This is a genomic window from Micromonospora sp. NPDC126480, assembly GCF_040302465.1.
Taxonomy (GTDB): Bacteria; Actinomycetota; Actinomycetes; order Mycobacteriales; family Micromonosporaceae; genus Micromonospora.
Genome location: NZ_JBEORU010000002.1, coordinates 148,715 through 175,606, shown reverse-complemented (window position 1 = coordinate 175,606; position 26,892 = coordinate 148,715). Strand labels below are relative to the sequence as shown.

Below are 26,892 nucleotides of genomic sequence, written 5' to 3'. Positions count from 1 at the left end.
CCGGGTGCGGACCGCCCGGAGGGAGCGACACCGCGCGCTGCGTGGCGGCGGCGCTGACGGACGACAGCGCGGCCCGTGGCGCGGTTCGGCCGGCCTCAGGCCGGGTGACCGGGCCGCCTACGGCGCTCGCCAGGCGGCGTCGCGCAGCAGACGCAGTCCGTTGAGGGCGACGATGACGGTGGAGCCCTCGTGGCCGGCCACGCCCAGCGGCAACGGCAGGTGTCCGACGATGTCCCAGGTGACCAGGACCACGATGAAGGTACCGGCGATCACCAGGTTCGCCACGACGATCCGGCGGGCCCGCCGGGCGAGCCTGAGCAGCGCGGGCAGGGCGGTGAGATCGTCGCGTACCAGCACCGCGTCTGCGGTCTGCAGGGTGAGGTCCGCCCCGCCCCGCCCCATAGCGACACCGACGTCGGCGCTGGCCAGGGCGGGTGCGTCGTTGATCCCGTCGCCGACGCTCAGCACCGTGTGCCCGCCGTCCTGCAGCCCGCGGACGCGGGCCACCTTGTCGCCTGGCAGTAGCCCGGCGTGGACCGCGTCGATGCCGACCTCACCGGCCAGGCGGGTGGCCGCGCCCCGGTTGTCGCCGGTGAGCAACTGTGGTGCCCGTCCGGTCAGGACGGTGAGAGCCGCCACGCTCGGCTCCGCCTCCGGGCGCGTGCGATCGGTCAGGGCGAGCACGCCCGCCGGTTCGTCGTCGAGCACGACGAGCACGGCGGTGTGGCCGTCGTTCTCGGCGGCCTGGACGGCGGCCTTCACCTGGGCACGACCGGCGCCCGGTGGCAGGTCGTCGAGCAGGGTGGGACTGCCGACCCGCACCCGGCGGCCGGCGACGGTGGCGGTGACGCCCCGGCCCGGCAGGGCGGTGACGTCGGCCACGGACGGGACCGTCAGACCCCGCCGTCCGGCCTCGGCGACCACGGCGGTGGCGAGCGGGTGCTCGCTGTGCTGCTCGGCCGCCGCGGCGAGGCGGACCATCTCGTCCTCGGCGGCGCCGAGCGGTCGTACGGACACGACGACGGGGGTGCCCTCGGTGAGGGTGCCGGTCTTGTCGAAAGCCACCGCATCGACGTCGGCGAGCTTCTCCATCACGACGGCCGACTTGACCAGGACGCCGTGCCGGCCGGCGAGGGCGATCGCCGACAGCAGAGGCGGCATCGTCGCCAGCACCACCGCACACGGGGAGGCAACGATCATGAAGGTCATCGCCCGGAGCAGGGTCGGCTGCAGCGCCGCGCCCAGGACGAGCGGAATGACGAACAGGGCGAGGGTGGCCACGACCACACCGACCGAATACCGCTGCTCGACCTTCTCGATGAACAGGTGGGTGCGGGCCTTGGTGGCCGAGGCCTGCTCCACCTGGGCGACGATGCGCGCCAGCACCGTCTCCCCCGCCGGGCGGTGCACCCGCGCCAGCAGAGCACCGGTGCCGTTCACCGTGCCGGCGAAGACCTCCTCCCCCGGCCCCCGCGACACCGGCATGGGCTCGCCGGTGATGCTGGCCTGGTCGACATCGCTGGTGCCGTCCACGATCACCGCGTCCGCGCCGATGCGCTCGCCCGGACGCACCAGGACCACGTCGCCGACCCGCAGCTCGGCCGGGTGGACCGCCTCCTCACGCCCGTCGTCGACGCGGACGGCCCGCTCCGGGGTCAGGTCGAGCAGGGCCCGCACCGAGTCGGCGGTACGCGCCGTCGCGAACGCCTCCAACGCCCCGGAGGTGGCGAAGATGACGATCAGCAGGGCACCGTCGAAGACCTGCCCGATGCCGGCGGCACCGACCGCCGCGACGACCATCAGCAGGTCGACGTCCAGGGTGCGTTCGCGTAGCGCCCGCAGCCCCGACAGCGCCGGTTCCCACCCACCGACCAGGTAGCAGGCGAGATACAGCGCCCACCACACCGGCGCCGGTGCGCCCGCCAGATGGGCCGTCCCACCGAGGGCGAACAGCGCCAGGGCCGTGGCCGCCCACCGCACCTCGGCCAACGCCCACAGCCGGCGCCGAAGGAGTCGAGTGGATGCGGCGCCGGTCGCGAGGACGGGAGCCTCGTCGCGTGTCATCGTCACGACCAGGAGCATACCTGCGCAGTTGCGCATACAGATGTGCAGGTATGTAAGAGGATGGCGGTACGATGACCGCGTGCACACGTCGCTGCCGGACTTCCGCATGCCGCACGACGAGCAGGTCCACCTCGCCGCCGAGGGTTTCCGGCTGCTCGCCGACCCCACCCGCATCAAGATTCTCTGGGCGCTGATGCAGGGCGAGTCCTCCGTCGCCTGCCTGGCCGAACTCGTCGGCGCGGCTCCGACCGCGGTCAGCCAACACCTTGCGAAACTGCGCCTCGCCGGCCTGGTACGCGGCCGGCGCGAGGGAACCTTCGTCTACTACTCTGCCGCCGACGTCCATGTGGGTCGGCTGCTCACCGAGGCGCTCTTCCACGCCGACCAGCACGACAGCGGCACCGCCGCGGACACGCCCGCCCGCCCCGCCGGCCCAGACCTCGGCCGGTGACACCCCGCCGCCAGAAGAGGCGGCACCCCGCACAGCCACCACCACCGTCGTAGCGGCCGACACCGCCGGCCGTGCATCCTGCCTGCACAAGGAGGTGGGAGAAGGACGACGAGTTTTGGCGCACCGCCGGGTCGTAGCTGCATGCCTCGCCAACTCGGGGACGTCACCGGGCAGTTGATCGAAGTTGATCGACCAAGAGGGTTACACGTGTGCCTCGGCTTGGGCTGGAGATTGTCGGGTCATCCTGAAGTGTTGGAGTTGAGGGATGAGCGCGGTAATCAGCCCTAGGCTGGCGAGGCAGGTGAGTCCGCCGATGACGAGGGCGGTGCCGCCGGAGGCTTCGGCGGCGACCAGCCCGGCCCGGAGGCCGCCGACATGTGGTCCGGCGGCGCCGACGATGTGTTCCAGGGAGGCGACTCGTCCACGGTGAGACTCTGGCGTCGATGATTGCACGATCGTGCCACGTGACACGACGGACCAGGTGTCGGCGGCGCCGGCGAGAGCTAGCAGGGTGAGGACGACGGGGAGTTGGCTGCTCAGGCCGACCCCGGCCAGCGAGACGCCCCATAGGGCGGCGCAGGCCAGGAGTACGAGGCCGGGGCGGTTGCGTTGGGTGATCAGGCCCGACACCGCGGAGGCGACCACACCGCCTACGGCGAGCGCCGAAGTGAGCAGGCCGAGGATCTCCGGTGATCCACCGAACTTCTCCTGATTGACGACGGGAAACAGGGCTACCGGCATGGCCAGTACGGTCGCGGCCAGGTCCACGAGGAAGGCTCCCCGCACGGCTGGCGTGCGGACCGCGAAACTGACTCCTTCCCAGACCGCGGTAGCGCCGACTCGTCCCGCTCCCTCGAGTCTGCTCGTTCTCGGCAGGCCGGTGAGACCGATCAGCGCGGCCACGAACGTGACAGCTTCGATGGCGAAGCAGACGGCGGTTCCCCACTGTGCGGTGAGGAAACCCGCGATCGCCGGGCCGAGCAGCACAGCGATCTGAAAGGACAGGTGGTCCAGGGCCAGCCCTGCGGACAGACGATCAGGAGGAAGCAGCCGAGGGACGAAGGCTCGCCGGGCCGGCGTACCCAACGCGGACAAGCTCGAGGCGACGGCGACCAGGCCGAACATGACCCACACCCCGTCGCCGGGCCACAAGGCGACACCAGTCATGAGCAGACTGGTCATGATCAGGCCGACGGTGGTCACGATGGCCAGGCGTCGTCGGTCCACATGATCGACGAAGGCACTGCCAAGCAGGGCGAACGCGATCAGCGGGGCGGCGGCGAACAGACCGATGAGCCCGACCATCAGCGGGTTGTGCGTTCGGTCCCAAACGTAGAAGGTCGCGGCGAAGGCCCCCAGTTGGCTGCCGAAACCGGAGGCGGTCGCGCCCAACCACAGACGGCGGAAGGTTGGGTGCTCCCGCAGGGGACGAATGTCGACCAGGGCGCCCAGGAGACTCACCTCAGGTCTTCCTTAAGGGCTCTGGTCAGGTTGTCGTCGAGCCGCTGCTTGAACGAGCGTCTGGCGAGAACGGCATTGATGTCCTTGACGACCTGAGTAAGCGGGTAGGGGATCTCGGCCTCGAGTTGCCGCAGGGTCACCTCAGTCGCCCGCCACTCAGCTTGAAGAAGGGGTAGGAGCTCGCGCCCTCGTTGGCTGAGCTGGATGCAGCGGGTCCGGCCGTCACCACTCTCAGCGCCCTCGACGAAACCAGCGGCGCGCATCGCGGCGGCCGTCTGACTCATCGCCGAATGAGTCACCTCGACGGCCGTCGCCAACTCTTTGATCGTCATCGAGCCGTGCCGGCCCAACTTGATCAGTGGACCTACGAAACGGGTGCGCAACCCGGTGACGCCGGCGTCGTCGTACAAGGAAGCGATGTCCTGATCCATCGCGTTCAGCATCTGAAACAGCGGGAGCCAGTGGCTGCTGTCAACGAGATCTCGATCGTCGGCTTGCCCGTCACCGTCTGCCATACCACCACTGTAACAGTGCTTATATAAGTTCTGTTACATCGAGTCGCGGTGACGCTGAAACCCGGCTCGTGGTAGGGCGCCAACCGCAGGTACTGTCCGCTGCTGGCGGTCGCAGCGTCCCGTCGGCATCGAAGAACACCGCTCCACGCATCCTGGGTCGATCCCTACTGGCTCGATGGCGAGTCGATGTCTCCACCTCCCGTCGCTCGGCGGCCGATGTCTTGCGGCATCGCTTGTCCAGTCGCCGGCCCTGGCGCGTTGCCAGACCGCGGCGCTACAGACGTGCATGCCGAGCATGCGCGCCAGGACTGCGGCGGGCAGGTCGGTGGCGAGCCGGAGCAGGGACGGTGGACCGTGCGTGTCGTGAGTGGAGTACGTGCGATCGGTTGGATGGCGGCAGCGCCTCCACTGTGGGAGGTCCTGATGCAGCACGTGCCGGAACTCGACGGTCCCGACCTGCTCGACTGGTGGCCTACGGCAGTCGACCCGGCGAGGCTGCCCGCGGAGCTGGCGCCAGGCAACACCACAGCCACCAGGTATTCTGCTGGCAGCTCTCGCCACCCCTGGCCGCGGGTTCGGCGCGGTGATCGTGGGAGAGCTCGAGCGAGCCTTCTACGGCAACCGGTTCCGCGACCTCGCTGTTCGAGCTGTACGGCGTGCAGCTGTGGCTACCCGAGCTCAACGGGCCAGTCGACACCAGCAATGAGCTCCACCTGTCACTGCTGGCCTGCTCGGCGTGCACTCGAAACGCGAGGTCCAACGCCCCCGGTTCCGGGCCAAAGCGGCGATGCGCAGCAGAAACCCCATCAAGGCGCTTCATCGACCGTGAAGACTACCCGTGGGGTTGACGTGTCCGAGGATTGACACGAACCGATCCCAGTGCTGGACCGCTGCCGCAGGCTCATTCGAAGAGTTCGCGGATGACTCCCATGGCCCGTGGTGAGATCACCTCGTCTGGGTAGAAGTCACTGCACAGGCGTACGGCGTCGTCCACCGACGTGACGCCGGCCAGCGCCGCCAAGGTACGGAGATCGTCCACGTCGCGGGCCCGCGCCGCGAGTGCTTCATCGCGAAGATGTGCTCCGGCGAAGCCGCCATGACGCGCAGCCCGGGATGGTCGAAAACCCGCCGTCGGCCCGGATCGATCTTGCCCGAGACGTAGACGCTGGCTTGCTCATTGAGCCACCACGGGGGCAGTCCCAGGTCGTCGGCCACCGCACGGGCCTCGTCGAGAACCACGCCGTGCGGGACGAACATCGCATCGACATCCCTGGTCACCCGCTTCGCGTCATAGGCCAGCGCCATCGCGGCACCACCCACCACGAAGATGTCAGCCACGACGCCACGGCGGACGAGCCGCTCGCCCAAACGGGTAAACGCACGCTCCAGTTCCGCGCGCCCCATCAGGACGCCGTCCGACCCGCTCACGCCGCCGCCAAATCGTGCACCGACACGAACACACCATGTTTCCGAAACGCGGCCGGCGCCCACGCCAGAGCATCAGCGCGATGGATAGCCAACTCGGCCGGGAACCAGGCCCGGCGCAGCACCCGGGTCTCGACCCACGCCGGCGGAGCAAGATCCGCCTGCGCGAGCAGATGCTCCGCGATCGCCGCCAACAGCGCATCCCACCGTACGTCCCCGGTCGACCCGGGCTCATCCTGCAACAGACCTACCCTGGTGTCGGCTGGCTCCCACCGATACTCCTCCAGGAACTCCCACACCAGCTTCCAGCGGATCCGATCGCTGTCCGCAGACGCGAGATGGGTCGCCAACACCGCCAGGCTCATCGGTTCGTAGCCGGTACCCACAGCGCGCACCTCACCTCCGAAACCAGGGCATAACCGGTTGCAGCCTATCGCCTCCCCCGCTGGCGAGCCCCGCAACGCCCTACCGCTGACCGCCCCGACCAGCCCTTGTCGGCTGTCGGTAAGGCATCACGGGTGGCTTGACCTCCTCGCTGACATGAGACGCCTCACCCCCTGCAGAGCGTCCTAGGACATCAGCGGGCTGTCGTTGGTCTTCCGCTCGGATGAGGGTGGCCAGGTGTTGGCCTGCTTCGATGGCGCTGACGGGTTGTCCGGCGAAGCGGCCGAGCAGGGTGTCGAGCGGGTAGTGAGCGAGCACGTGGTAGCGGGCGAGGTATGTCAAGCCTGGTCGACCAGGGCTTGGAAGTGATGGGTGTCGTCGGCAACGACGCTGCTGGTGGGGACACCCACCCCCTTCTACATGTTGTTCAGCATTGTGGAGATCTCCTGCACGGCCGCGATCGTCCGGCAGGCAGAGCGCTGGCGGACACCCGAGCCGGCCGTCGCCGGTGACAACAGCCGTGACGGCAGCGCCCGCCCCTCAACGGTCTCCACTCATCACAACACCGCCTTTTGTCCGACTGAGCAGAAGTTGAGCCCGTCCGAAGGGAAGACCTGGACGACACATCGAAAGACGTCTAGCGTGACGAGCTACCACCATCGATGCCGTACCGGGTCGGCGCCGTTGCTGAGCATCGAGTCCCTTCAGCACGGGAGCGTCCATGAGTACACGCTTGTCCAAGCGGCTGCGCCGGCCCACACTCGGCGTCATCGCCCTCGTCGTCGCCGCTACCGGCCTGTCGGCCGCGCCGGCGGGTGCGGCGCCCGCCCAGGAGCCGGGCGTCACCCTGCGCGTGTACGACGTGCAGGTGCCGCTCGATGAACTCTGCACTCTCAAGCCTGCGCAGACTCCGAACGTCGACAAGCTGATGTCCACGATCAACTGGACGTCGACGGCTGACTTCGGTGTCGCCGACTATTTCGTGACGCAGGTGCTCGGCAACATCAACGTCCCGAACGCCGGCTCCTATACGTTCCGGCTGACCAGCGACGACGGGTCGAAGCTCACCATCGACAACTCCGTCGTGATCAACCATGACGGCCTGCACGGCGCGGACCCGCCCAAGGAGGGCACGGTCACCCTGACCGCCGGGGCGCACCCGTTTCGGATCGACCACTTTGAGCGCACCGGTGGGCAGCAGATCACCCTGCAGTGGAAGGTTCCCGGCTCGTCGTCCTTCGTCGTGGTGCCCAACTCCGCCCTGAGCACCGACGCGGGCGTGGTCCGGGTGACCGCCCCGGGCAAGAAGGAGTGCGAGGGCGTCTTCGACTCCCCCGGCGACGGCCTGCCGCTCAACGGAGTGCACCCCAGCTACACGCTGACCAACCTGCGGCCCAACGGCTTTCAGCCGAAGGTCACCGGGATGGACTGGCTCCCCGACGGGCGGATGGTCATCTCCACCTGGGGCGGCAACGACCAGTCCGGCACCTCGCAGGACGGCGAGATCCACATCCTGTCCAACACCGGCGGCTCCACCGGTCCCGGCAGTGTCACCACCAAGAAGATCGGTGACAATCTCAAGGAGCCGATGGGCCTGAAGATCGTCGACGAGGTCGTCTACGTGTCGGAGAAGCAGCGGCTGACCCGGCTCGTGGACACCACCGGCGACGAGGTGGCCGACCAGTACCAGACCGTGGCCACCTGGCCGTACGGGGGCAACTTCCACGAGTTCGCCTTCGGCCTGCTGTATCAGGCGCCGTACTTCTACCTGAACCTGTCGGTGTCGATCAACTACGGCGGGGCGACCACCGACCCGCAGCCGGCGCCGAACCGGGGCACGACGATCAAGGTGCACAAGGACACCGGCGCGGTCTCCTACCTCGCAGGTGGGCTACGGACGCCGCACGGCATCGGGTGGGGCCCGGAGAACGGCATCTTCGTCACCGACAACCAAGGCGGCTGGCTGCCGTCGTCGAAGCTGCTGCACATCAAGCAGGACCGGTTCTTCAACCACTACATGAACCCGGACGGTCCCTTCGACGGCAACCCGATCACTCCGCCGGTGCTGTGGATGCCGCAGAACGAGATCGCCAACTCCCCCAGCGGGCTGGTGACCGTGCCCAGCGGCACCTACGCAGGTCAGCTGCTCATCGGGGACGTGACCTACGGCGGCCTCCAGCGGGCCTACCTGGAGAAGGTCAACGGCGAGTACCAGGGCGCACTGTTCCGGATGACCCAGGGCCTGGAGGCCGGCGTCTCCGAGGTGCACCTCGGCCCGGACGGCGCCGTCTACGTCGGCGGGCTCGGCGCCGGCGGCAACTGGGGCCAGAGCGGCAAGCTCCAGTACGGCCTGCAGAAGCTCACCCCGAACGGAACGAGCACCTTCGACATTCTCGCCATGCGCGCCACCGCCAGCGGCTTTCAGCTCGAGTACACCCAGCCGCTGTCCACCGAGACCGCGGCCGGCCTGGCCGCCCGCTACAAGGTCAAGCAGTGGCGCTACCAACCCACCGCCAGCTACGGCGGACCGAAGATCGACCAGGAGACCCTGACCGTCTCAGCGGCATCCCTGTCCGCTGACCGCAAGACCGTCACCCTCGCCATTGCGGGCCGTAAGGCCGGGCACGTCGTGCACGTCCGCTCACCACGGCCGTTCACCTCTTCCACCGGACAGTCGCTGTGGAGCACCGAGGCCTGGTACACGCTCAACGCCATCCCCGGCAGCACCCCGCCGCCCACCGGTGGTAACTACCAGGCGGAGAGCGCCGCCCTGGCCGGCGGTGCGGTCGTCAACAGCAACCACGCGGGTTACACCGGCAGCGGCTTCGTCGCCGGTTACGGCACACTCGGGGCCACCACCACCTTCACCGTCACCGCCGCCTCGGCCGGCGCGCACGACGTCGAATTGCGCTACGCCAACGGCCCGAACCCCTTCACCGGCACCAAGAAGATCAGCTTGTACGTCAACGGCACGAAAGTGCGCCAGACCAGCCTCGCCGACACCGGCGCGTGGACCAGCTGGGCCACGAAGACCGAGCGGGTGACGCTGAACGCCGGGACGAACACCATCGCCTACCGGCACGACAGCGGCGACGACGGCCACGTCAACCTCGACGCCATCACGGTCACCGCGACCGGCGGCGATGCCGGCACAATCACCGGGATCGGCGGCAAGTGCCTCGACGTCAGCAACAGCGGCACCGCCGACGGCACGAAGATCCAGCTCTACACCTGCAACGGCACCGACGCCCAGAAGTGGACCCGGGTCGGCGACACCCTGCGGGCACTCGGCAAGTGTCTCGACGTCGACAAGGGCGGCACCGCCAACGGCACCAAGGTCCAACTCTGGAGTTGCAACGGCACCGGCGCCCAGGTGTGGCAGCCGCAGGCCAACGGCTCCATCCTCAACCCCCAGTCGGGTAAGGTGCTCGACGCCGCCGGCGGATCCACCGCCAACGGCACTCAGATCCACATCTGGGCCTACGTCGGCGGCGCGAACCAGCACTGGATCATCAACGGCGGGAGCGCAACCAACCGGATCCAACTGTTCGACGGCGACGACCTCGACGCCTGGCAGACCACCGGCGGCGGCGCCGCCACCTGGCCGATCGCCAACGGCTCGATGGAATCGGCGGGCGGCGACATCCGCACCACCCAGAGCTTCGGTGACTTCCGACTGCACGTGGAGTGGTGGCAGCCCAACTACCCCGCGAACGTCACCGGGCAGGCGCGCGGCAACAGCGGCGTCTACCTGCAGAACCGCTACGAGATCCAGGTCCTCGACTCGTACGGCAAGACCAACCTGACCAACGCGGACGCCGCGGCCATCTACGGCAAGCGGGCTCCGGACAGCAACGCGGCCACCGCGCCGCAGACCTGGCAGACCTACGACATCACCTTCCGGGCGGCGCGCTTCGACTCCGCCGGCAACAAGACCGAGAACGCGCGCGTGACGGTCGCCTGGAACGGCGTCACCGTACACGACAACATCCCGATCGACGGTCCGACCGGCGCCGGCGCGGCCGAAGGGCCGTCCGGCGGGCCGATCCGCCTGCAGGACCACGGCGATGCCGGCGAGAACGTCCGCTACCGCAACATCTGGATCGAACCACTGACCTGACCGCGCACGCCGGGCCGGGTTCCGCAGGCGACCACGCTGCGGACCCGGCCCGGCGGGGAGGGGCTGCGATCAGCCGGCGGACCGGAGCCGCTGCCCAAAGGCCCGACTGGTGTATTGCCCCGCGGTCTGAGTGGTGGATCAGTTGGCCGTCGCGGACGTCGCGGGACCAGATGCCGTATTCGAGGGCGCCGAGGATCAGGTCGGTGTCGCAGCGGTCGGAGCACCGCCAGCCCACGATGCGGTTGGAGAACACGTCCCGCACGGCGGCCAGCCAGAACACCCCCTCGCCGCAGGGGATGCGGGTGGCGTCGGCGACCCATAGCCGGTTCGGGGCCGCGGCGGTGAACTGCCGGTTGACCAGGTCCGGAGCGGGTGTCGCCTTCGGGTCCGACCGGGTGGACGGGATGCGCCACTTCTTGCGCAGGAACGCGTCCTGCAGGCCGGCGTTGCGCATCAACCGCTCGACCCGCTTGCGGCCCACGCGCCGGCCTTGGCGGCGCAGCATCGCGTGCACCCGCGGACTGCCGTAGGTGCCGCCGGACAGTGTGGATCTCCGCGATCTCCACCGCCAGCTCCGCGTCCTCGCGTCGCCGAGCGGACGGGTTCGCGGCCTGAGCGAGCCAGCCGTAGTAGGTCGAGGCCGCCACGCCGATGACCCGGAGGACGGGCTCGAGCCCGAAGCGATCGCGCAGCTCATAAGGCGTGTCTCAGGTGGTGAGTTTGAGGTAGCGCTTGTGGCAGGTCAGGGCGGCGGCGAGGGTGACGAATGCGCAGTACAGGCCGGGGTTGCGTTCGTAGCGGGTGGTGAGCCGGCGGTAGCCGGTGAACCAGGCGAAGGTCCGCTCGATGACCCATCGGTGCCGGCCGAGCCGGTTTGTCGATTCGATGCCGCGTCGGGCGATGCGGGGGCGGATGCCGCGCTGGCGGAACATGCGGCGCAGGTGGGGGTAGTCGTAGCCCTTGTCGGTGTGCGGCTTGTCCGGGCGTCGGCGGCGGGGGCCGCGCCGGGACTTGACGGCGGGGATGGCCTGGACGAGGGATTCCAGGCAGCGGCTGTCATGGGTGTTCGCCGCCGACACCCCACCGACAGTGGCAGCCCGCCGCGGTCGGACAGGGCGTGGATCTTGCTGCCGGGTTTACCCCGGTCGACCGGGCTCGGACCGGTCAGAGCGCCCCCCTTTCGCCCGCACGTAGGCGGCGTCAGCGGTGGCCCGGGACCAGTCGATCAGCCCGCGGGCGCCGAGTTGATCCAACGCGGCGACGTGCAGCCGCCGCCACAGTCCGGCAGCTGTCCACGCCTGGAACCGGCGATGCGCTGTGGCCCTGTACACCCCGAACCCGGGCGGCAGATGCCGCCAGGCACCACCAGTGGTCAGCACGTACACGATCGCCGCGAACACCGCCCGCGCATCGATCGGCGGCGTCCCTCCGCCCTGCCGACGCCGAGGCGGCGGCGGGATCAACGGGCCGGCCAGGTTCCACAACTCCTCAGGCACCCACTGCTGGATCAACCGCGCGTCCACAGTAGAAACGATCTACCACGAAGATCAGCCCACTGCCACCTGAGCCACGCTCTAAGCCGTTGAGGCGCAGCCGGCGTAGGTCGTAGGTCATCTGGTTGGGGCGGTAGTCGCTTCCGAGCAGCCCGTGGCGAATGACTGAGACCCTTAGCAAGTCCCATCTTTGCAGGACAGAGGCCACTTTCACCGGCCACAAGGTGGGGCATTCCCGTGTTGCATGGCAACGGTCGCCGATGTACGGTCACGGTCGCGGGGGAACGCGCAGCGTGAAGAAGAGCGGCGTCGGTCGGATCGACCCGCGAATCTCCTTGCGACAGGCCAATGAATGCCCGTTGCGCATGGCGGCTGCCCCACCTAGGCAGGACAGGGGTCGAGGTGATTCTTCGGCATGAAGCGGCAACGGCGCTGGTGGCCACGGCCGCATTGGTGAACACCAACGACGGAAGGAATGATCTCGTTTCCGACGTCGCGGCCCTGAATGATCTGGCTCGCAGTCTGCCCCTCAGCCCACGCCAGGAGTGCGACGCGTCGGATCTGCGCGAGGTTCGCGACCTGCGACCCCGGCTGCGGCAACTCTGGTTTGCGCGCGAGAAACAGGTAATCGACATCGTCAACGAGCTGCTCCGCGATTTCTCAGCCCTACCGCAACTGGTTCGGCACGACGCATACGAGTATCACGTTCACGTAGTGCCGCTGGATGGGCCGCTGGCAGCCCACCTCGCCGTCGAGGCGGCGATGGCCGTCGCAGATCTGCTGTGCCTCGGGGAGCTGAACCGCCTCCGTTCATGCGGGGTTCCGGAGTGCACGAGGGTGCTCGTCGATCTCTCCAGGAACAGGTCCAAGCGGTACTGCGACGTCCGCTGCAGCAATCGCGCCGCGGTAATCGCATATCGCACCCGCGCCGCATCAGTCCGGCGTGCAGTCACTTGAACGGTGGACCGTGCTGATCGACCGACACGGTCCGGGCAATGAGGAGAAAGCGTCGGTGGACGATACCAGCGATTACAAGACGTTGAGGCCCGAGACATTGACCGTGTCCATCCGGCGGCCAGCGGACGTCGTATGGGACATGGCTTCCGACGTCACCCGGTGGCCGCACTTCGTACGATGCGTCCTCTCCGCCAGGCTCGTGGCTGGGGGCGAATACCATCTCACCTCCCGACAGCAGGGCAAGGTAGTCCTGAGAACCGGTTTCGACCGGGATCGCCTTATACTTGATCATCTTGTCATCCTGCCGATAAGGTTGGCGTTCTTCCACGCATGCCGGTTGATTCCGAACCATCACGGCACCGAGCTGATCGTTTCGTCCATTCAGCGGCCGCGGGAGTCCCCGGTGGACTTCTCATCCAGGGTCGACCGACTGAGAGCTGCACTTGACGACCTGCGCGATGTCGCCGAGGCGGGAGGCGTGTCGAACGTTCGGCCGGGCTAGCGATCTTTGGTCGCTGGGTTCTTCACACTTGTTTCAGGTTTTCACGCGGCGTGTGGAAGGCGGGCGTGGGTGAAGCTCGAACGATCCCGCCCGGTCCCGCGGCACGTCGATCTGCACCGGCCCGACATCGGTCAACACCCGTCTTGGACCGGCTGCCGTTACGCGAGTTCCCGGAGTTCGCCCCGGCCGGGTCGTGCTGACCCACCGGCACCGTCGATGTGATTGGGGTCCGGCGACGTGGTGGCGGCTTGGCGGCACGGAGCTGGTCACAGCTCGCGGATCTGGGCGCGCACCTGGCGTCGGGTCGAGCGCATACGGGCCAGGCGACCCGAGCGATCGCCGGTGGGCCCCGGTGCGGCCGGCGGTGGGGGCGGTGCGGTGGCCGGGTCGCCCGGGCCGAAGAGAAAGAGGCTGAGCGACTCCAGGTTGGGGCGTTCGAAGACGTGCAGCGGCTCCACCGGGCGACCCAGCAGGTCGGTCAGTTCGGCGCACATCTGCAGGAGCGAGATCGACGTGAAACCGGCGTCGAAGAAGTTCGTCGCCGGGTCGATGGGACGGCCCAGCACCGACGCGGCCAGCTCTTGCAGGCGGCGTTCGGTGCGGTGGGCGGCCGGAGACGGCAGCGGGCCGGGGGCCGCCGGCTTCAGGTTCGGCGAAACGGCCAGGCGGTCCACCACGTGCACGCGGGCCGGCACCATCGTGGCCGGCAGCACGGTGGCGAGGCGGGCACGAACGTCGGTCTCGGTCAGCGTGGCGGTCGCTGAGCGATGCACCCACACACGCAGGGACTGCTGGGTGTCCTCGCCGACGACTTGAGCGATCGCCTCGACCGCACCAGGGCAGCCGCGGGCCACCGACTCGATCTCCTCCAGCGTGACCCGGTGGCCGTTGAGCAGGACCTGCCGGTCGGTGCGACCGGCGAGGTGGAACCGGCCGGCGGCGTCGAGGCGAGCCAGGTCGCTGGTCCGCAGCCAGCGGAGCCCGTCGGCGTCGGTGGTGAATCGGTCGGTGCCCGTACCGCCGCAATAGCCCTCGGCGATGTGCGGCGCCGCGACCCAAACCTCGCCGAGCTGGCCGGCGGCGCACCGCCGGCCGTCCGGGTCGCGCAGCTCGACCCGACGGTCGGGCAGAGGCTCGCCGATCGGCACCTGCGCGGCCAGCGGTAACGGCTGGTCGGGGCCGATCTCGAACACGGTCACGAGTTGCGGGGTCTCGGTGCAGCCGTAGCCGTTGAGCAGAACCGCCCGCTCTGCGCGAGATCTGATCAGCTTGGCGGTCGCCGTGGATAGCGGGGACCCGCCGCACACCACGACCCGCAGGTCGGGCAGCGGCTCCGGGTCGGTGCTCAACGCCAGGGCCAGCATCACCGGCGTGGCGTTCACCACGGTCGCCCGTTCCCGGCGCAGCCAGGCGGCCAGCCGGTCCGGTTTCTCGATCACCTCTGGCGGTGGAACGCAGACGGTCGCGCCGGCCCGCAGCGCCAGGCCGAGGTCGCGCAGCACCGGGTCGTGGCCGGGGCCGCTGAGCATCGACACCCGATCGTCGGCGGTCATGCCGAGCCGGTCGCCGAGGGCGGCGAGGGCGGCGTCGGTGAGCGTGGTGGGCACCCGGACGGCCAGTGGGTCGCCGCTGGTGCCGGAGGTGAAGAGCACGTGGTGGCCGCCGCCTTCCCGGCCGGCCGCGACCGGCGCGGCTGGGCCCTCGCCGCTCCACGGGAAGGCGTGTGTCACCGCGGCGATCTCCATCGCCCGGCGCCGGCGCCACTCGGGCCAGCCGGCGTCGACCAGCACGGCCTCTGCCCCAGCCCGCCGGCAGGCGAGCAGGCGGAGCACGAAGAGCCGGTCGCGCCGGGCCGGCAGCGCGACGACCGCGTGCGGGCCGGCGGTGTCGCGCAGTTGCGCGGCCATGTCGTCGATCCGCCGGTGCAGCGACGCGTAGTCGAGGTCGCCCTCGCGGTCGGCCAGCGCGGTCGCGGCTGGCCGGTTCCGGCTGTGCTGATCGATCAGGTCCACGGTGGAGGCCACCGCGGGGAGGTTCGCGGCAGGCGCGGTGGCGGCATCGGGTGCCGCGAGAAGCTCGCCGATCGGGCGGGTGGGGTCGGTGCCGGCGCGGACGGCCGTGTGGACGATCTGGTCGAGGAACGCGGCGGTGTCGGCCGGGTCGAACAGCCCGCGCGGCGTGACCAGGTGCAGCCGGTAGCCGTCGGGGCTGTGGCGCACGTAGAGACCGAGGTCGAACAGCGCCCAGGCGGGCGGCAGGTCGTACTCGGTCACCGGCAGGTCGCCCAGCGTCCGCGGCGGGGCCGCCTGGGTGAGGTCGTTGAACCACAACCTGATCAGCGGTGTGCGGCTCGCGGCGGCGCGCGGCACCCGGGCCCGGTCGACGATCTCGTCGAAGACCGGCAGGGCGTGGTCGGCGGCGTCGGCGAAGGCGTCACGCACCGCCTCGTACGACTGCAGGAAGCTCGCCGACCGGTCGACGGTGACCGGCAGTGGCAGCGTGTCGAGCAGGAAGCCGACGAGCCGCTCGTCCTCCGCCCGGCTCATCCGCACACTGGGCAGGCCGAGCACCTCGTCGCGGGCGGAGCCGGTCCACGCGGCGAGGATGGCGCCGGCCGCGGTCAGGAAGAAGACCGCTGGGGTGAGGCCCTGCGCGCGCAGCCTGCGGTCCAGCGCGTCCGACTCGCCGGCGGACAGTTCGACGCTGTGTGTCGCGCCAGCAAAGACGTGCTCGTCGCGGTGGGCCGCGGTCAGGGGCAGCGGACCGGCCGGAGCGGTTTCGGACAACCGCCGTGACCACCAGTCCAGGTCGTCCGACCAGCGCGGTGTGCCGGGCACCTGCGCCTCGAACGCCAGGTGGGTCAGCAGGCTGGGCGCCGGCGCGGCGAAGCTCGGCTCCTCGCCGGCGGCCCGCGCGCGGTAGGCCAGCGCGAGGTCGTTCAGCACGATGTCGGACGAGCGCAGGTCGGAGATCAGGTGGTGCATGACCAGGACGAGCCAGGTGCGGTCCCGGGCCGGCTCGTGCACGGCGCCGACCCGCCACAGCGGGGCCTTCGCCAGCGGGAACGGACGGTCCGCGATGCGGTAGAGGGTCTCCTCGACGGGGGTCTGGCGGAGCACCTCCACCGACAGCGGCGCGGCGACCCGGTTCTGCACGACGATCTTGGGCTCGCCCGGGCGCTGCTCGACGACCGCGCAGCGCAGCGCCTCGTGGCGCGCGCCGAGGTCGGCCAAGGCGGCCCGCAGCGGGGCCGGTTCCACGCGGCCGGCGACGGCGAGCACCCGGACCACGTTGTAGGCGGGCGAGTCGGGATGCAGGCGGTGCCACGCCCAGATGCGGCGCAGGGTCGGGGCGAGCGGGGCGGCGGACGACGACGGGTCGGCCACTGGTCGCGGTGGCAAGGCGGCCGTACGCGGGGCGGCCAGCCGTGCCTGCACCGCCTCGACCAGCTCGGCCACCGTCGGGTCGTCGCGCAGGATCGCCGACATCGGCAGGTCGACCTGCAGTTCCTCACGCAGCCGCACGATCAGGCGGGCGGCCGCCAGCGAGTGACCGCCCCCGGCCAGGAATGCCTGCTGATCGTCGCCGAGCACCTCGGCCCAGGCGGCCCGCACCCGGGCCGCCACGTCAATGTGCGTCATCATGCGCCACCCTGCTGCGCGAGCGCGGCCAGAGCCGCCCGGTCCACCTTGCCGTTGGCGGTCAGCGGCAGCTCGTCTCGGCGGATGATCCGCGCGGGCACCATGTAGTCGGGCACCCGGGCGGCGAGCGCCGCCCGTACCGAATCGATCTCGGGTCCCGGCGGCCGGCACGTGTAGAACGCGACCAGGGACTGCTCGCCGGCGATGTTCGCCGTCACCGCGACCGCCTCGCGCACGCCGTCGAGCCCTGCGACGATCGACTCGATCTCGCCCAGCTCGACCCGGTAACCGCGGATCTTGACCTGGTGGTCGACCCGGCCCAGGAACTGCAGCTCTCCGTCGGGGCGCCACTTGCCGCGGTCGCCGGAGGCGTACATGCGCTCGCCGGGGACGAGCAGGTCGGGCACGAAGCGCCGGGCGGTCTGGGCCGGGTCGCCGTGATAGCCGAGCGCCGTGCTGGTGCCGGCGGAGTAGATGTCGCCGGGTTCGCCGATCGGCACCGGTCGGCGGTCGTCGTCGAGCACGTAGTAGCGGGTGTTCCACAGCGGGCGGCCGTATGGGATGCTCGCCCACGACGGGTCGACCTCGTCGATGACGAAGTAGGTGGACCAGACCGTCGTCTCGGTGGCGCCGCCGAAGTTGACGATCTGGACCTTGGGGAAGACCTTCTTCGTCTCGTCCGGCAGCGACAGCGCGATCCAGTCGCCGGCCAGGAACATCAGCCGCATCGAGGTGCTCACCGAGCCGGACGAGGACAGGAATGGCAGCACCCAGGCGAACATCGGCGGCGCCGAGTTCCAGAGGGTGATCGGTTCGGTCAGCAGGATGTCGGCCAGCCGCGCCGGCTCGGCAATCTCCTCCTCGGTGGCCATCCGAATCGAACCGCCGGCGGACAGCAGGCCGAAGACGTCATAGATGGACAGGTCGAAGCAGAACGAGGTGACCTGCAATAGTCGGTCGGCCGGGCCGACGGAGAACGTTTCGGTGGCCCACTGCAGCATGTTGACCAGCGCCGTGTTCGCGATCGCGACACCCTTGGGCCGCCCCGTGGAGCCCGAGGTGAAGATGACGTACGCGACGTCGCCTGGCCGGCCCCGCACGGGCATGTCGATCGCCGGATGCCGCGCCACGTGGTACCCGGTCCAGATGCGAGGAGGCGCCGCGCGGCCGCCCGGCGCCTCCTCGCCGCGCCGCAGCACGACCTCCGGGCCCTCGCCCGCCGGCACCGGCGACCAGACCTCGCCGAGCAGCGTGGCGAAGAACTCGGCGGGCAGGGCCATGCCGGCCAGCACGACCTCGCCGCCGGGCCGGATGACATCGGCCAGCGCGTCGAGCACGGCGTGCAGATAGCGGACGCCGGGTAGGTGCGCGACGTCGGAGAGCACGGCTGCGTCGTAGCGACCGGGCAGTTGCTCACCCACCTCGTGGGCGGCGCCCTGCACGAGGTCTGCCAGCAGGCCTTGCTCCTTGGTCCAGGTGAGGGCGGCGCGCACGGCCTCCGCGTCCGGGTCCAGACCGGCGTAGAGGTCGACGTGCGGGGCCGCCTGCCGCAGCACGGCACCGTCGCCGAAGCCGATCTCCAGCACCGAGGACGGCTCGCCGGCCAGCACCAGCCGGACGATGCGGCCGGCCGTCGCCTCGTCCATCGTCCGTCGCCGCACGGTCGGCGCCGGCCGGGGCAGCGGCGGCTCCTCGGTGGGCACGTCCAGCAGCACGACATCGGTCAGCGTCGCTGCCACCGGCGGAAAGCCGTCCAGCCGGGCCAGGTCGCCCGCGCCGCCGATCAGACAGCGGGTGCCGGTCGACTCGAGAACGTGGCCGAGGCGGCTCGGCGGCCAGTCCGGTTTGCACGGCACGAAGGCCGCGCCGGCCAGGGCGACGGCCACCTGGGCCACCACCGTGTCGGGGCGGTGCCGGCCGACCACCCCGACGTAGTCGCCCGGGCCGATGCCCAGTTCCGCCAGCAGGTGGGCTAGCCGGTTCGCCTCGGCGAGCAGCTCACCGTACGTGTGGGTGAGCCCTTCGCCGGTGAGCAGGGCGGGGGCTCGCGGCGCCCGGCCGGCCGCCTCGACGATCAGCTGGGCCGGCACGATGTCGCTTCGGTAGGGATGCTCGGTGGCGTTCCAGGCTGCCGGCGGGTATTCGACGGTCCGGGTCATGGCACCCTTCTCTCGCTCGCGTGTTCCACGGCCGCTCGCACCGCCTCGCCGTAGTCGTTCTCCCGCTCGTGCAGTGCCAGGTGCCCGCCCGCCGTCCGCAGGTGCAGCGGCGGCGAGTCGAACAGCGTGTCCCAGGCGCGCAGGGCCGGCTCGGGCACGATCCAGTCGGCGCTGAAGCCGATCACGCAGGCGCGCACGGGCAGCGGCGGCCGGCGACGGGGGCGATAGCTCGCGGTCATCGCCAGGTCGGCCTGCAGCAGGCCGCCGAACGTCTCGGCTAGGTCGGGCAGCTCCAGCATCTCCGGGGCGGCGAGGCCGAGGTCGACGGCCGCCCGGAGGAACGGCTCGCCGGCCGGCAGGTGGGCCACCGGCGGATGACCGAGACCGGTGAACGGCGCCCGGCTGCCGCAGACCACCAGGCCGGCGGGTGGGGTGCCGCTTTCGGTGAGGCGAGCCGCCACCTCATAGGCTAGTACGCCGCCGAGGCTGTGCCCGAGCAGCACGAGATCGGTGGCCGGCAACGTCTTCAGGGCAGCCAGCAGACCGGTGGCGGCCTGGTCGGCGTCGTGCAGGAAGGGTTCGGCCGCCTGCCGGCCGTGCCCCGGAAGGTCGACGAGCGCCAGGCCGCACCGCGACGGCACGTGCCGTCGCAATGACCGGAAGGCGCGGCCGGACCCGCCGGCGTACGGGATGGCGACCACCATCGGGCCGGGTCCGTCCGGCGGCATCAGCTCGAACCAAGGGCTCAGGTCCCGGCTGTCCACGCCTGCGCTCCTCCTCCGACTGCCGTCGACGAGCACCATTTGTCTGCACGCTACGGTCGGCGTCGCTCAGGGTCCTGTCGCCGGAACCGGCGACCCGTGTCGCGCACCCCGAGCTCACCCGGGGCTCGGCGCGAGGGCGTCGACCCGGCGGCGCACGAGCTGGGGGGCGTGGCCGTCGGCGAGCCAGCGAGCGACCAGCGCGTCCGCCACGTCCTGCGGCGTAGCGGCGCCGAGCACCGTCTCCAGTGGCACCGGCAGGCCGAGGGCGTCCTCGAGCACGGCGGCGGCCTCGGCCGCCTGGACGGAGTCGACATCCAGGCTGGCGAGACCGTCGGTGGGCCGCACGTCGTCGGCGCCGCCGACCGCGGCGACGACACCGCAGATCACGCTGACCAGACCGCCGGCCGGCGGCTCCTCGGCGCCGGCGGTGACGTGCGCCGCGAGCCCGGCTTGGTCGTGCACCACCGCCTGATCGAGGTGGCCGGCGAGGAACATGTCCCGGCACGCGGATCGCCGCACCTTGCCGCTCGACGTGCGCGGCACCGAGCGGGGCGGCACGAGCGCCACGACGCCCAGCGGCAGCCGGGTACGGCTCAGCACGGCCGCCCGCACCTGTGCCGCGAGCGCTGGCGTTCGCTCGCCGCGCACCTCCACGACGAGCGCCGCCTCGACGCCGGCTGGGGTCTCCACGCCGAACGCGGCCGCGGTGCCGCCTGCTCGGCCGACCTTGTCGAGCGCCGCCCGCTCCACATCGGAGGCGTGGTGGTTGACGCCGCGGAAGACGATGACGTCCTTCGCGCGGCCGGTCACGTGCAGCTCCCCGGCGCGCAGGTGGCCGAGGTCGCCGGTGCGCAGCATCCGCACGCCGGCCAGTTCGCCGAACAGCTCGTCGTCGGCACCGGACAGATAGCCGGTCGTCACGTGCGGTCCGGCGAGCCAGATCTCGCCCTCGACGCCGTCGGCGACCGACTCGTGCCGCACCAGATCAACGACGGCCAACTGCTGGCCCGGGACCGGCCGACCGCAGCTGACGGTCGCCCCCTCGGCCTCGGGTGACCAGTGCCCGGCGCTGACGATTAGGGTCGCCTCGGCGAGCCCGTAGCAGGGCACGAACGACCCGGCCCGGAAGCCGGCCGGGGCGAACCGTCGGGCGAATGCGTCGAGGGTCGCCCGGTTGACCGGCTCGCCGCCGTTGAAGGCCACCCGCCAGCGGGAGAGGTCGAGCCCGTCGGTCGCATCGTCCCGCTGGGCCCGCCGCACGCACAGGTCGTAGGCGAAGTTCGGGCCGCCGGTGGTGTCCGCGCCGGTCTCGGTGATCTGTCGCAGCCACCACAACGGAGCCTTCAGGAAGTCGGCCGGCCGCAGGATGCGCGTCTGCACGCCGGCCGCCATCGGGGTGAGCAGGCCGCCGACCAGGCCCATGTCGTGGAAGGGCGGCAGCCAGGTCAGGCCGCGTGAGGCCGGGGTCAGGCCGAAGCTGTGCGTGATGGCGGCGGTGTTCGCCATCAGGCTGGAGTGCCGCACCAGCACCCCGCGGGGCCGGCTCGTGCTCCCGGACGTGTATTGGACGATCGCGATGTCGCTCCCGGTCGGCTGGCGCGTGCGCCGCCACTCGGTGCCGTCCGCCTCGGTGCCGGGCACGGTCAGCACACTGGCCACCCCGGGCATCGAGTCGGGCCGCGGGGCGAGGGCCACCGGCGGGCGGGCGTCGGCGATGATGCCGGCCAGCCGCGTGTCTCCGGGCCGCGGCGACGGCGGCGGGGCGTCGGCGGGGATCACCGGACGGCCGGCGAGGAAAGCGGCGAAGACGGCGACCACATACTCCAGGCCGGCCGGGCAGGCGAGCAGGACCGGCCCGTCGTCGCACCGGGCCAGGTCGGCCGCGAGCGCCGATGCCCGGCCGGCGAGCTGCGCGTACGTCATGGTGCTGATCGGACCGGCGGGCTCGGCGAACTCGTAGGCGACGTTGTCCGGCGTCTCGCCGGCCCTGGTCAGCAACACGTCGGCGAGGCTCACGTCTACCATGCCGCGGAGGCTATCGAGCGGTGGGCGGAGCAGGGACGTCACGTAAAGCAGGGAGGGCGCCGATCGGCATCGACGGATCGGCCGCGATCGCGTCGAGCACGGCCAGGTAGTCGGCCACGAACCGGTCGACGGTCGGCTCGTCGAGCGTGCCGGCCCGATAGCTGAGCACGCCGTGCGGCACCCCGTCCAGCTCGGCCATCATCAGCTCGATGGGCATCCCGGCGGCGTGGGCCGGCAGCGGGAAGTTCTCGATCTCGAGCGGTCCGAGCGACCGCCGCACTCCGGGCTCGCCGAGGCTGGCGAGCGCGACCAGGTCGTCGCCGGGCCGCGGCGAGCGGTTGAAGGTGAACATCGCCTCGAACAGCCAGCGCCCGCGGCGGATCGCCTTCGTCTTGTCGACCAGCAGGATCGACGGGTAGTCCTCGTGCTCCATCGCGCCGAGCACGCCTTCGCGGGTTCGGGTCAGCAGCGCGCGAACCGGTTCCTTGTCGTCGGTGCGGCTGCGGACGATCAGCGGGTTGGTGCAGCACCCGACGACGTCGGCGAACTCCGGCCGGGTGCGCGCCAGCGTGCTGGACCCGACGATCAGGTCGTCCTGGCCGGTGTATCGGTGCAACAGCAGCTGATAGGCGGTCAGCAGGAACACGTAGAGGGTCACCCGCTCGGCCCGGGCCCGCTCGCGCAGCCGACCGGTCAGCTCCGCGGACAGGGCGAAGCGACGACCGCCATCGCCGGCCGGGCGGCCGGGCTCGGGTGGCGGCAGGCGCAGGCCGGGCACGGTGTCGCCGACCAGGTCGAGCCAGTAACACTCCAGCCGCCGCAGCTGCTCGGGATCGTCCAGGACGGACCGCTGCCAGGCGACAACGTCGAGGTGGGTGGCGCGCGGCGGGGGCAGGGCGGGGTCGCGGCCGGCCGCGTACGCGGTGTAGCAGACACCCAGCTCGTCGGCGAGCACGGAGGTGGCCCAGAAATCGGTGACGATGTGGTGCAGGGCCACCAGCAGGACCTCACCGTCCGGGTGGTCGTAGAGGTCGAGGCGCAGCAACGGCCCGGTACGCAGGTCGAAGGGGCGGCGGCCGGCCCGGGTGAGCTCGTCCCGCAGGGCCTCGTGGTCGAGGTGACGGGCGTCGTGCCCGCGCAGGACGGTCTCGGCGTGCGGCCGGACGACCTGGACCGGTTCGCGATTGCGGACGGGGAAGGTCGTGCGCAGGATCGGGTGGCGGGCGACCAGAGTGTCGAGGGCGCGGCGCAGCGCGGTGCGGTCGACGCGGTCGGAGAACCGCAGGGCCGCCGTGATGGTGTAGGCGGGGTTGTCCGGTTCGAGGTGGTGCGTCAGCCAGATCCACCGCTGGCCGTAGGACATCGGCGCGACGTGCTCGTCGGCGTCGAGGTCCCTCTCGGCGCGGACGACCGGGGCGGGGGCCGGCCGGTCCAGCTTGCCAACCAGCTCATCGACCAGGTCGGCGAGGCTGCCGCCGGCCAGGACCGGTGGCAGGGACAGCTCCACCCCCAGGTCGGCGTGCACGCGGTGCTTGAGCTGCACGACGGCGAGCGAGTCCAGGCCGGCGTGGAGAAGCGGCTCGCCCCGATCGATCGTGCTCCCGCCGGCGTCGACCAGCGGGCCGACCTGGGCCCGCAGATAACCCTCCAGCAGCCGGGCCCGGTCGCTTGGCGCGGCCTCGATCACCTGCTCGGCGGTCGCGGGCGGGGCGGCGTCGTCGGTCAGGTGGTCGGCCGACACCGCCTCGGGTGCGGGTAGGGCGGTACGGTCGATCTTGCCGTTGGGTGTGACCGGAAGCGCGTCGTGCACGACGAAGGCCTGCGGAACCATCACCTCGGGCAGCATGCGGCGCAGGTGCGCGCGCACGTCGTCGAGGTCGGCGCCGCCGGGGGCGCCGAGATGCGCGACCAGGCGGTCGCCATGCAGGACGACGACCGCGTCCCGGACCGCCGGGTGGCGCTGCAGCGCGGTCTCGATCTCGCCCAGCTCGACGCGGTGGCCACGGATCTTGACCTGGAAGTCGCTGCGGCCGAGATAGACCAGTTGCCCGTCGGGCCGGTGACGCACCAGGTCGCCGGTGCGATACATCCGGTCGCCCGGCACATAAGGATCGGCGACGAAACGGGACGCGGTCAGCGCCGACCGGCCGAGATAGCCGGGGGTCAGGCCCGGCCCAGCCAGGTAGAGCTCGCCGACGGCGCCGATCGGTGCGCGGCGCAGCGACAGGTCCAGCACATAGCCGCGCTTGTGCGGCAACGGCGCGCCGATCGGCGGCGGCTGCTCACCCGGGTGCACCACCGCGCCGGTGGAATAGGTGGCGTCCTCGGTCGGGCCGTAGAGGTTCCGCACCTCCTCGACGTGCCCGGTCGCGTAGAGGTCGTCGACCAGGTCGCCGGTGACCGCCTCCCCGGCGAGGACGACCACCCGGGTGCTCGGCGGCAGCCCGCCCACGGCGACCAGCGTGCGCGCCGCCGACGGCACCGTGCAGACCATGGTGACGTCGGGCCGGTCCGTCGTCAGCGACAGCACGTTGTCGACGATCACCACTGTGCCGCCGGCGCTCAACGGAACGAAGAACTCGAACATGGCGACGTCGAAGCAGAGCGACGTCGAGGCGAGGACACGGGAGAGGTGCTCGGGCCGAAAGGCACTCCGGCCCCAGCGCACCATCGGCACGGCGTTGCGGTGGGTGACCAGCACGCCCTTCGGGCGGCCGGTCGACCCCGAGGTGTAGAGCACGTAGGCCGGCGCGTCCGGTCCCGGCGGTGGCCCGTCCGGCGGCGTGTCCGGCATACCGTCCAGCTCGCCGAGCAGCGCGTCGGTGACCTCCAGCCGGGCGCCGCTGTCCGCCAGCATGAAGGCGGTGCGTTCGGCCGGATAGGTCGGGTCCAGCGGGAGGCAGGCCGCCCCGGCCTTGAGAATGCCCAGCATCGCCACGGCGAGTTCGACGCCGCGGCCGAGCCGGATGCCGACCACGTCGCCGCCGCGCACGCCCCTGGACCGCAGTAGCCGGGCGAGCCGGTCGGACCGGCCAGCCAACTCGCGGTAGGTGAGCTTCCGGCGGGCATCGCACACGGCGACCGCCTCCGGGCTTCTGCCGGCCTGCACGGCGAACAGCTGGGTCAGCGTGCTGTCCAGCTCGTCGGGCTCCGGGCCACGGGACCACTGCTCCAGCAGCCCGCGTTCGGAGTCGGCCAGCAGGTCGAGGACGCCGACCGGCCGGTCCGGATCGGCCAGCAGACGGGCCAGCAGCATCGGCAGCCGGGCGGCCATCCGCTCCGCGGTCGCCGACTCGAAGATCTCGTCGCGATAGTCCCAGCTGCCCACCAGCCGGCCGCGGTCGCGCCAGGCCTGCACCTCGACGGTGTTGCTCAGGCCGGGCCGGGTGATGGCGAGCGGCTCCAGCCGGCCACCGGCGAGGGACTGCTCGGCGCGCTCGCCCTGATAGGCGAGGACGGCCTGCACGACCGGCTCGCCGAGGACACGGCCGGCGGCGAGCACGGTGGCCGGCGGCGCACCGCGGTGGGCGAACGCCCCGACGCAGGTCTCCCGGGCTCGGCGCAACAGTTCGCGGAAGGTGGGCCGGCCGCTCAGGTCGGCCCGCAGCACCAGGAGGTCGGCCAGCAGACCGACGGCGTCGCGCCGGCCGGGCCCGGCCCGGCCGGCCTCCGGTGAGCCGACCGCGAAGTCGGTCTGTCCGCTGTGTTCGCCGAGGAGCAGCTGGAACGCGACGAGCAGCACCATGAACTGGGTCGCGTGTTCCGCGCGGGCCAGCTCGTCGGCCGCGGCGACCACCTCGGCCGGCACGGTGAACGGCACCGACCCGGCGCCGAACGCCGGCCGGACCGGCAGTCCGCGGTCCGGCGGCAGGTCGAGCGTGGGCAGGCCGGCCAGCCGGTCCCGCCAGTAGTCGAGCGTCTCCGCCGCGGGCGGGTCGTCCGGTGGTGGGCCGACCGGGGCACGCGACGGAACGCCCCGATAGGCCGCGTCCAGGTCGTTGAGCAGCACCGGCATCGACCCGCCGTCGCAGACCAGGTGGTGCGCGACGAGAACGAGCACGCGCTCGTTGTCACTGAGCCGGCAGCCGTGCACGCGCACCAGCGGCCCGGTCGCCAGGTCGAACGGTTGCGCCGCGACCGCCTCGGCCCGGGACAGCGCCGCCGCAACCTGCCCCTCGTCGCTCCAGGTCACGGTCACGGTGACGTCGTCCCGCACCGTGCAGACCGGCCCGTCGGCGGTGTCGGCAAAGGTGGTGCGCAACGCGGTGTGCCGCCGCAGCACCGTGGCCAGCGCCTCGTCGAGCCGCCGCTCGTCCAGCTCACCGGTGTGCTTGAGGACATATACGAGGTTGAAGGCCGCGGTGCCCGGGTGCAGCCGCTCGAAGGCCAGGATCCCGCGCTGGGCGGCCGACACCGCCGCCCGACCGGCGGCGGGCTGCTCGGCCCGGCGCGAACGCCACTGTTCGACGAGGTCACGGCCAACGCTGAGGTCCACCGGCGGACGTGTCATACGACCAGAGATTGCCATCGCCGGCGGGAACCGGGACGTCCCATAAAACTGGCAAGCTCCGCGCAGCGCCGATCGCGACGTCCTCGTCGTTGTGCACCTGGCACCGGGTGAGCCCGACCGGTCGCGGCCCGCTCGCCGGCGACGTCCTCGCCGGCGAGGGTCTCCCTGAGCCACGCCGCTGGGTGACCTCACGTCGTGGTGTCGTTGACCGACCGGGTGAGCGTCTCGGCTGGCCAGCCGCGGCACAGCGGATCAGTCTCGGTGAGACGACGTGGGGCTGGAGCGGGCGTGCGCCATGACGCTCGTCGATCGCCCGCGACCTCGTAGCAGTGTTCGACGCCGGCCTGTGCCGGGTTGGGCTACCCCACCGCGGGCAGCCAGGGTGTGCGGCCGATGTACCGGGCATATACGAACGCCACTG

14 protein-coding genes and 3 pseudogenes are annotated in these 26,892 nt (G+C 71.2%); 4 read left to right on the top strand and 13 right to left on the bottom strand.

The features are described 5' to 3' along the window. Positions 1-117: 117 nt before the first annotated feature. The gene (locus tag ABTW87_RS02425; protein ID WP_350648042.1) at positions 118-2,064 is read right to left on the bottom strand and encodes a heavy metal translocating P-type ATPase; all 1,947 of its coding nucleotides are present in this window, start codon (positions 2,062-2,064) and stop codon (positions 118-120) included. A gap of 79 nt (positions 2,065-2,143) precedes the next feature. Here ABTW87_RS02425 and ABTW87_RS02420 point away from each other — a divergent pair, with 79 nt between their 5' ends. Next, on the top strand, positions 2,144-2,515 hold the full coding sequence (locus tag ABTW87_RS02420; RefSeq protein ID WP_350647763.1) for an ArsR/SmtB family transcription factor: 372 nt from the start codon (positions 2,144-2,146) through the stop codon (positions 2,513-2,515). 201 nt (positions 2,516-2,716) lie between these two features. Here the strand turns inward: ABTW87_RS02420 and ABTW87_RS02415 are convergent, their stop codons facing one another. From ABTW87_RS02415 to ABTW87_RS02400, 4 genes are all read right to left on the bottom strand, one after another. Further along, positions 2,717-3,976, bottom strand: coding sequence for an MFS transporter (locus ABTW87_RS02415; protein WP_350647761.1), 1,260 nt, complete (start codon positions 3,974-3,976; stop codon positions 2,717-2,719). Beyond that, entirely contained in the window at positions 3,973-4,491 is a 519-nt protein-coding gene (locus tag ABTW87_RS02410) for a MarR family transcriptional regulator (protein ID WP_350647760.1), read from the bottom strand. Before ABTW87_RS02410 ends, ABTW87_RS02415 begins: the two co-directional genes overlap by 4 nt. 945 nt (positions 4,492-5,436) lie before the next feature. Next, positions 5,437-5,919 (bottom strand): hypothetical protein, encoded by a 483-nt coding sequence (locus ABTW87_RS02405; protein WP_350647758.1) that lies wholly within the window; start codon positions 5,917-5,919, stop codon positions 5,437-5,439. After that, positions 5,916-6,302, bottom strand: coding sequence for a hypothetical protein (locus ABTW87_RS02400; RefSeq protein WP_350647756.1), 387 nt, complete (start codon positions 6,300-6,302; stop codon positions 5,916-5,918). The genes ABTW87_RS02405 and ABTW87_RS02400 overlap by 4 nt, the downstream gene beginning before the upstream one ends. Positions 6,303-7,021: 719 nt before the next feature. On the opposite strand from ABTW87_RS02400, the gene ABTW87_RS02395 reads away from it, so the two are divergent. Then, on the top strand, positions 7,022-10,420 hold the full coding sequence (locus ABTW87_RS02395) for a 3-keto-alpha-glucoside-1,2-lyase-like domain-containing protein (RefSeq protein WP_350647754.1): 3,399 nt from the start codon (positions 7,022-7,024) through the stop codon (positions 10,418-10,420). 127 nt (positions 10,421-10,547) lie between these two features. Here ABTW87_RS02395 and ABTW87_RS02390 read toward each other — a convergent pair. Together ABTW87_RS02390 and ABTW87_RS02385 are read right to left on the bottom strand one after the other, a co-directional pair. Continuing rightward, positions 10,548-11,117 (bottom strand): annotated as a pseudogene (locus ABTW87_RS02390) (IS3 family transposase); the annotation flags it as partial. A 10-nt stretch (positions 11,118-11,127) separates the two neighbouring features. After that, positions 11,128-11,931, bottom strand: a pseudogene (locus ABTW87_RS02385) (IS5 family transposase). Positions 11,932-12,315: 384 nt separating this feature from the next. Here ABTW87_RS02385 and ABTW87_RS02380 point away from each other — a divergent pair. Both ABTW87_RS02380 and ABTW87_RS02375 read left to right on the top strand, forming a co-directional pair. Next, the gene (locus tag ABTW87_RS02380) at positions 12,316-12,870 is read left to right on the top strand and encodes a CGNR zinc finger domain-containing protein (protein WP_350647752.1); all 555 of its coding nucleotides are present in this window, start codon (positions 12,316-12,318) and stop codon (positions 12,868-12,870) included. A 10-nt stretch (positions 12,871-12,880) separates the two neighbouring features. Beyond that, complete coding sequence (locus ABTW87_RS02375) at positions 12,881-13,372, top strand: SRPBCC family protein (protein WP_350647750.1); 492 nt, start codon at positions 12,881-12,883, stop codon at positions 13,370-13,372. 78 nt (positions 13,373-13,450) lie between these two features. On the opposite strand, the pseudogene ABTW87_RS30165 reads toward ABTW87_RS02375, so the two are convergent. The 6 genes and pseudogenes from ABTW87_RS30165 to ABTW87_RS02350 all read right to left on the bottom strand — a co-directional run. Then, positions 13,451-13,574 (bottom strand): annotated as a pseudogene (locus ABTW87_RS30165) (transposase); the annotation flags it as partial. 64 nt (positions 13,575-13,638) lie between these two features. Next, entirely contained in the window at positions 13,639-17,013 is a 3,375-nt protein-coding gene (locus ABTW87_RS02370; RefSeq protein WP_350647749.1) for a condensation domain-containing protein, read from the bottom strand. Continuing rightward, positions 17,013-19,172, bottom strand: coding sequence for an AMP-binding protein (locus ABTW87_RS02365; RefSeq protein WP_350647747.1), 2,160 nt, complete (start codon positions 19,170-19,172; stop codon positions 17,013-17,015). Before ABTW87_RS02365 ends, ABTW87_RS02370 begins: the two co-directional genes overlap by 1 nt. Continuing rightward, the gene (locus ABTW87_RS02360; protein ID WP_350647746.1) at positions 19,169-19,936 is read right to left on the bottom strand and encodes a thioesterase II family protein; all 768 of its coding nucleotides are present in this window, start codon (positions 19,934-19,936) and stop codon (positions 19,169-19,171) included. The genes ABTW87_RS02365 and ABTW87_RS02360 overlap by 4 nt, the downstream gene beginning before the upstream one ends. Before the next feature lie 114 nt (positions 19,937-20,050). Further along, positions 20,051-21,961, bottom strand: coding sequence for an AMP-binding protein (locus ABTW87_RS02355; protein ID WP_350647744.1), 1,911 nt, complete (start codon positions 21,959-21,961; stop codon positions 20,051-20,053). Positions 21,962-21,971: 10 nt separating this feature from the next. Beyond that, entirely contained in the window at positions 21,972-26,471 is a 4,500-nt protein-coding gene (locus ABTW87_RS02350) for a non-ribosomal peptide synthetase (RefSeq protein ID WP_350647742.1), read from the bottom strand. Positions 26,472-26,892: the final 421 nt, after the last annotated feature.

Bases quoted from the DNA above. Each gene is read 5' to 3' on its own strand.
- ABTW87_RS02410 (WP_350647760.1), bottom strand. From the start codon at position 4,491: ATGGCAGACGGTGACGGGCAAGCCGACGATCGAGATCTCGTTGACAGC.
- ABTW87_RS02365 (WP_350647747.1), bottom strand. From the start codon at position 19,172: ATGACCCGGACCGTCGAATACCCGCCGGCAGCCTGGAACGCCACCGAG.
- ABTW87_RS02425 (WP_350648042.1), bottom strand. From the start codon at position 2,064: ATGACACGCGACGAGGCTCCCGTCCTCGCGACCGGCGCCGCATCCACT.
- ABTW87_RS02395 (WP_350647754.1), top strand. From the start codon at position 7,022: ATGAGTACACGCTTGTCCAAGCGGCTGCGCCGGCCCACACTCGGCGTC.
- ABTW87_RS02350 (WP_350647742.1), bottom strand. From the start codon at position 26,471: ATGACACGTCCGCCGGTGGACCTCAGCGTTGGCCGTGACCTCGTCGAA.
- ABTW87_RS02370 (WP_350647749.1), bottom strand. From the start codon at position 17,013: ATGACGCACATTGACGTGGCGGCCCGGGTGCGGGCCGCCTGGGCCGAG.
- ABTW87_RS02355 (WP_350647744.1), bottom strand. From the start codon at position 21,961: ATGGTAGACGTGAGCCTCGCCGACGTGTTGCTGACCAGGGCCGGCGAG.